The sequence below is a fragment of the Bellilinea sp. genome, from assembly GCF_034432615.1.
Lineage (GTDB): Bacteria > Chloroflexota > Anaerolineae > Anaerolineales > Anaerolineaceae > Bellilinea.
Map to the genome: position 1 here is coordinate 1 of NZ_DAOUBL010000382.1, position 5,326 is coordinate 5,326.

Genomic DNA, 5,326 nt, shown 5'->3' on the forward strand with positions numbered 1-5,326 from the left:
GAGTTTTTTCGCTTGTGGGAAAATCCGCGCATGTGCCGGCACCTGCATCTGCCGCTTCAATCCGGCAGCGCTGCAACCCTGAAGCGGATGGTGCGCAAAACCACGCCGCCGGCTTATCGGCGTCTTTTGGAATCTGCCCGCGCTCATTGCTCGGAGATTGCCATTACGACCGATGTGATTGTCGGTTTTCCGGGGGAGAGTGACGCTGAATTTGAGGAAAGTCTGGCTTTTGTGCGGGAGATGAACTTTGCGGGTGGGCATGTCTTTTCATATTCGGTGCGCGAAGGGACGGCAGCGGCGCGCATGAAGGGGATGGTTCATGGGGCAGTGATCCGGGAGCGCAACACTCGCATGCGGGAGGTGTTGTGGCAGTCATCGCTTACTTACCGTCAGCGTTTCATAGGGAGTGTAGCCGGCGTTTTGTGGGAATCCTGTGATGAGGTTGGAGTAAACGGCTGGCGGCTGCACGGCCTGACGGATCATTATCTCCGCGTGGAAGCCTTTTCACCCAATCCGTTGTGGAATCAAATCAGCCAGGTCAGGTTGGAGAAAATAACCGATGAGGGATTGCGCGGTGTCATCTTGAAAGATGGGAAGTAAGCCTGCCAACTACTGCAACAGCCAGAATGCCAGCGTAAAACTGATCACCCCCCAAAGGCTGCCGGCAATCGTCTGGTAAAGGGTATGGCGCTTCAAGTGCACCCGTGACCACGCGACAACAGGGATGAAAAGCCAGACAGGCAAGGCGGAAATACCGCCAACCCAAAAAAAACAGAGAAGAAAAACCAGCTGTTGCTGCGGTATGGGCAGAAATTTTCCATTTCAGGTTGACCGCAAACAACCCGCTGGTTTGAAAAATTGCTGCTGCAGCTACGATTTGGAGCAGGTAAGGGGCGTTTGCGGTGTTAAGCAGGGCAAATGTGACCAAGCTGCAGCCAATACTCAGCAGGTAAGGGCGGGTGCGTTGATGGCGCACGTAAACATCCAAATCGGTAATTTGCCCGCGTTGATGAAGATAAACCAGGTAACCGGCTGGTGTGAGAATCATCAAGAGCAGGGTCAGGAAAGCCCATGCCAATGCAGCTCTGCTAAAATCTGCCAGGGCTATGGCGGCAAGCGCAACCGTTGCCACCAGCGGCGGTGAAAACAAACGGGAGATCCATTCTGCCAGGCGGTAATGCCATCTCTGCGGTACAATTGGCAGGATTTCGTTGGAGAGATTGAGCGACGGGTTGATTTCCATAGTTGTGATTTAAGAGTCGTTTTTCAGCCAATTTCCTTATTCAAATCTTAACCGCTGGCAGTTAAGGTTTTTTGATGGCGATGTTAAGATTTCGTCAATGGATTTTGTTATTAGAATTTCACTCAAACAGACATCGTTTTCAAGAAAGGAGTAAGTATATCTTCCATGAGTCAAAAGAAGTGGTGGCAGTCGGCTGTTTTTTACCAGATTTACCCGCGCAGTTTTGCGGATGGCAACGGCGACGGCATTGGTGATTTTGAGGGTATGATCCAAAAAGTGGATTACCTGCACTGGTTGGGGGTGGATGCCGTCTGGCTTTCCCCCCACTTTCCATCCCCTCAGATCGACTGGGGCTACGACGTGAGCGATTACTACGGAGTGGCTCCCGAATATGGCACTATGGAGCAATTCATCCGCTTTATGGACGAATTACACCGCCGCGATATGCGCCTGGTGCTGGATCTGGTATTGAATCACACTTCCGACCAGCATCCCTGGTTTGTGGAGTCCCGTTCCAGCAGGGATAACCCCAAACGGAACTGGTACGTCTGGAAGCCGCCACGCGACGGCGGGCCGCCCAATGACTGGTTCTCCACTTTTGGCGGGCCGGCCTGGACATTTGACCCGCAAACCGGGGAGTATTACTACCACTTTTTCTTTGCTCAACAGCCCGACTTGAACTGGAGAAATCCCGAAGTCAAACAGGCGATGTTCGATGTCGTGCGCTACTGGCTGAACCTCGGTGTGGACGGCTTTCGATTGGATGCAATTGGCACCATCTTTGAGCGGGAAGGTTACCCCAATCATGCGACCGGTGATCACCTGGATGCCATTTATCGCGACTCACGGTTGGCGCGGACGAAAGCCGAGCAGCGAAAAGCTAACCGCCGCTGGCTGCGCATGTTCAGGCATCAGGTGGATATGCCCGAAGTGCACGAGCTGATGCGGGAGCTTCGTCAGGTGGTGGATGAATTTCCGGAGAAAGTCTTAATTGGCGAAACCGAGGATATCCGGTTTTACGGAAATGGAGAGGACGAACTCCATTTGAATTTCAATTTTCCTTTGATGCATACCAACCGTCTCACCCCGCGCTGGGTGCGGAAAAATCAAGAAGAAAGGCTTTCATCCCTTCCGGCTGGGGCGTGGCCCTGTAACACTTTGAATAACCATGATTCCGGGCGGATGATGAGCCAGTTTGGGGATGGGAAACATGATTGGCAAATTGCCCGTGTCAATCTGGCGCTGCTGCTGACCCTGAAGGGAACTCCGTTTTTATACAATGGGGAAGAAATTGGCATGGTCAATCATCTTGGACTGAAAGTGGAGGACTTTCGCGATCCGTTGAGCTTGCATGCCTACCGGCTCGAAATTGAATTGCTGGGCAGCTTGCCACAGGAAGCCGAATTGTATGCCATCCAGTACGGCAGGGATAAATGCCGTACACCGCTTCAATGGGCAAACCAGCCAAATGCTGGTTTTTGCCCGGCCGAGGTGAAGCCGTGGCTGCCGGTACACCCCAATTTTGGCGAAGGGGTCAATGTGGATGAGCAGTATAACCAGCCCGATTCGATGCTGGCCTATTACCGCCGCTTACTGCAATTGCGTAAAAGCCTGCCGGTTTTGATCCATGGCGATTATCAGCCGTTGGATCGGCACAACCCGCATGTGTTTTCATTCCTGCGCCGAACGGCAGATCAAACCTGCCTGATTGCCCTGAACATGAAAGCACACCGTGCAAAAACCCATCTTTCTGAAAACATAAAAAATCTGCGGTGTGTATTTTCAACACGCCGCAGTGAAGGGTTTGTCGAGAACGGCGTTCTTTCCTTGCAGCCGTTTGAAGTCTGGATCGGGCTGGCTGAAACCCTTTAAATCTTCAATTGGGAGATGATATTTTTCAGCACACCGGCTGATTTCTGCAAACCAACGATTTCCTCGTCGTTCAGGTCGAGGCGGATAATGCGTTCGACACCATCCAGATCCACGATGGTAGGCAGGCTCAAGCACACATCTTCGATTCCATAATAGGGTTCGTCAATGTAGCTGGAAACAGAAAGCACGGTGCCCTGATCGCGGATGATCGCCTCGCAAATACGGGTCAAACCGCTGGCAATACCGTAGTAGGTTGCTCCTTTGCGTTTGATGATGTCATAGGCCGCATCGCGGGTCTGCTCGAAGATTGATTGGAGAATTGCGTCGGAGCAGCCCAATTCATTCACAGCGCAGTACTGCGGCAAACGCATACCGGCGATGTTGGCCAGCGACCAGACGGGCACCTCACTATCGCCGTGTTCACCGATGATGTGGGCATGCACGCTGCGCGGGTCAACATCAAAATGTTGAGAAAGCAGGTAGCGGAAGCGGGCTGTATCCAGCACCGTCCCCGAACCGATGACATGATTGCGTCGGAATCCGGAAATTTTGAAAGCCACATAAGTGAGAATGTCCACCGGATTGGTGGCAATCAGTAAAATGCCATTAGGATTGTTTTCCACAATTTTTGGGATGATTTGCTTGAAAATTTCGGTGTTGCGCTGTACCAAATCCAAACGGGTTTCGCCGGGCCGCTGAGCCGAGCCGGCAGTGATTACGGTGATGATCGCTCCTGCAGTATCTTCATAATCCCCTGCCCAGATGCGCGCCGGTCTGCCGAGCGGCATGGCGTGATTCAGGTCCATGGCTTCCCCTTCGGCTTTCGCGTGATTGGCATCAATCAGCACAATTTCACTTGCCAACCCACTTAAGAGGAGCGAATAGGCAAAAGTCGCCCCAACATTTCCGGCCCCTACAATGGCAACGCGGGTAGGTTTCTTGAATACGTGAGTCATGACATTTCTCCTTGCTTTGACTTATCGTTGAGATTGTTTTTCTTTGGCTTTGCGGGCTTCCATAAAGCGTTCGTAAACCCGTTTCCATGCCTGGGTGGGCTTCTCCGGTCGGTTTTTCTTGTGTTCGTCAGTGCTGAGGAAGAAAGCAAAGTCTTCCAATAAAATCGAGATGGGTTCGTCTGGAGAATGAAACAAGATCGGTTTGCCCAGGTTAATGGATTGTACCAGTACATCCGGTGAATAAGGTAGGCTGAGTGTAACAGGTTTCTTGAGCGCCTGTTCAATGCGGTCGCGGGGCAGCCCATGTTTGGGAAAAACATTGTTGAGGATCAGTTTGATCTTTTCGGGCGGATAGTTTAATTTTGCATAGGTATCCAATGCCGCCGCCGCCGCTCGGAGCGAAGAAAGTTCGGGAGCCAGAACCAGCAAGATGACATCGGCCATGTCGAGGGCAATCAAAGCGACTTCGCTGAAATCGTGCGGTAAATCGGCGATCAAATAATCGTAATGAGGGCGGAGCAGTTTGAGCGACACATTCAGGGTTTCATCGGAGAGCATTTCCGCTTCGGTAGGGAAGGTTGGTGCGGCAATAAAACTCAACCCGCTTTTATGGCTCTCAATGATCGAGTGCAAAGCTTCGGTATCCATTTCGATGGGGTCAATCCCTGCCAGGTCGGCCCAGGTGCGTTTCAGCGGCATGTTCAACAGCAAGGCTACCTGACCGGCCATCAAAACCAGATCAATCAGCAAGGTTGGGCTGTTCCACAGTGAACGAAGACCCAATGCCAGATTTACAGCCAGTGTGGAAGTGCCAATTCCGCCGCGTAAAGAATGAACGGCGATCATCTTTGCCAGTTTGGTAGGAGTTGCCCCTTCCCCGCTGGGCAAGGCATGACGAATCACCTCCATGCGGCGGAGCAAAACGGTCATGCGGGCAACCAGTTCTTCCGGCTCAAATGGTTTGGTGATGTGATCATCTGCGCCGGATTCAAACGAGGCCAGTTTATCCTGTAACCCTGCCTGACTGGTCAGCACCATGATGGGAGTGTGGGCAAAGGCGGGATCGCGGCGCAGGCGGCGAGTAACTTCATAGCCGGAAATGTCGGGCAGGTTTAGGTCGGTGATGATGATATCCGGTTTGAGAATGTTGGCGGCTTCCAATCCCTGCGTGCCGGTCAATTCGGTGTAAACCATGTGACCCAGCGGACGCAGGGCATGTTCTATCATGCGATGGAAAATGATTTCGTCATCAATC

At 52.3% G+C, this 5,326-nt stretch carries 5 protein-coding genes; 2 read left to right on the top strand and 3 right to left on the bottom strand.

What is annotated here, in order from left to right; translation table 11 throughout:
• Nucleotides 1-600: radical SAM protein (locus VAE48_RS16805; RefSeq protein ID WP_322794491.1), on the top strand; the 600-nt coding region annotated here is incomplete at its 5' end.
• On the opposite strand, the gene VAE48_RS16810 is transcribed toward VAE48_RS16805, so the two are convergent.
• Complete coding sequence (locus VAE48_RS16810) at nt 578-1,243, bottom strand: hypothetical protein (protein ID WP_322794492.1); 666 nt, start codon at nt 1,241-1,243, stop codon at nt 578-580. The genes VAE48_RS16805 and VAE48_RS16810 overlap by 23 nt on opposite strands.
• 165 nt (nt 1,244-1,408) lie before the next feature.
• Here VAE48_RS16810 and VAE48_RS16815 point away from each other — a divergent pair, with 165 nt between their 5' ends.
• Entirely contained in the window at nt 1,409-3,115 is a 1,707-nt protein-coding gene (locus VAE48_RS16815) for an alpha-glucosidase (RefSeq protein ID WP_322794493.1), read from the top strand.
• On the opposite strand, the gene VAE48_RS16820 is transcribed toward VAE48_RS16815, so the two are convergent.
• Both VAE48_RS16820 and VAE48_RS16825 read right to left on the bottom strand, forming a co-directional pair.
• Nucleotides 3,112-4,071 carry an L-lactate dehydrogenase gene (locus VAE48_RS16820; RefSeq protein WP_322794494.1) on the bottom strand — a complete coding sequence of 320 codons (960 nt, stop codon included), beginning with the start codon at nt 4,069-4,071 and terminating at the stop codon, nt 3,112-3,114. The two genes, VAE48_RS16815 and VAE48_RS16820, sit on opposite strands and share 4 nt — an antisense overlap.
• A gap of 21 nt (nt 4,072-4,092) precedes the next feature.
• On the bottom strand, nt 4,093-5,326 hold a 1,234-nt coding region (locus tag VAE48_RS16825), incomplete at its 5' end, for a response regulator (protein WP_322794495.1).

Bases quoted from the DNA above. Each gene is read 5' to 3' on its own strand.
- VAE48_RS16810 (WP_322794492.1), bottom strand. From the start codon at position 1,243: ATGGAAATCAACCCGTCGCTCAATCTCTCCAACGAAATCCTGCCAATT.
- VAE48_RS16815 (WP_322794493.1), top strand. From the start codon at position 1,409: ATGAGTCAAAAGAAGTGGTGGCAGTCGGCTGTTTTTTACCAGATTTAC.
- VAE48_RS16820 (WP_322794494.1), bottom strand. From the start codon at position 4,071: ATGACTCACGTATTCAAGAAACCTACCCGCGTTGCCATTGTAGGGGCC.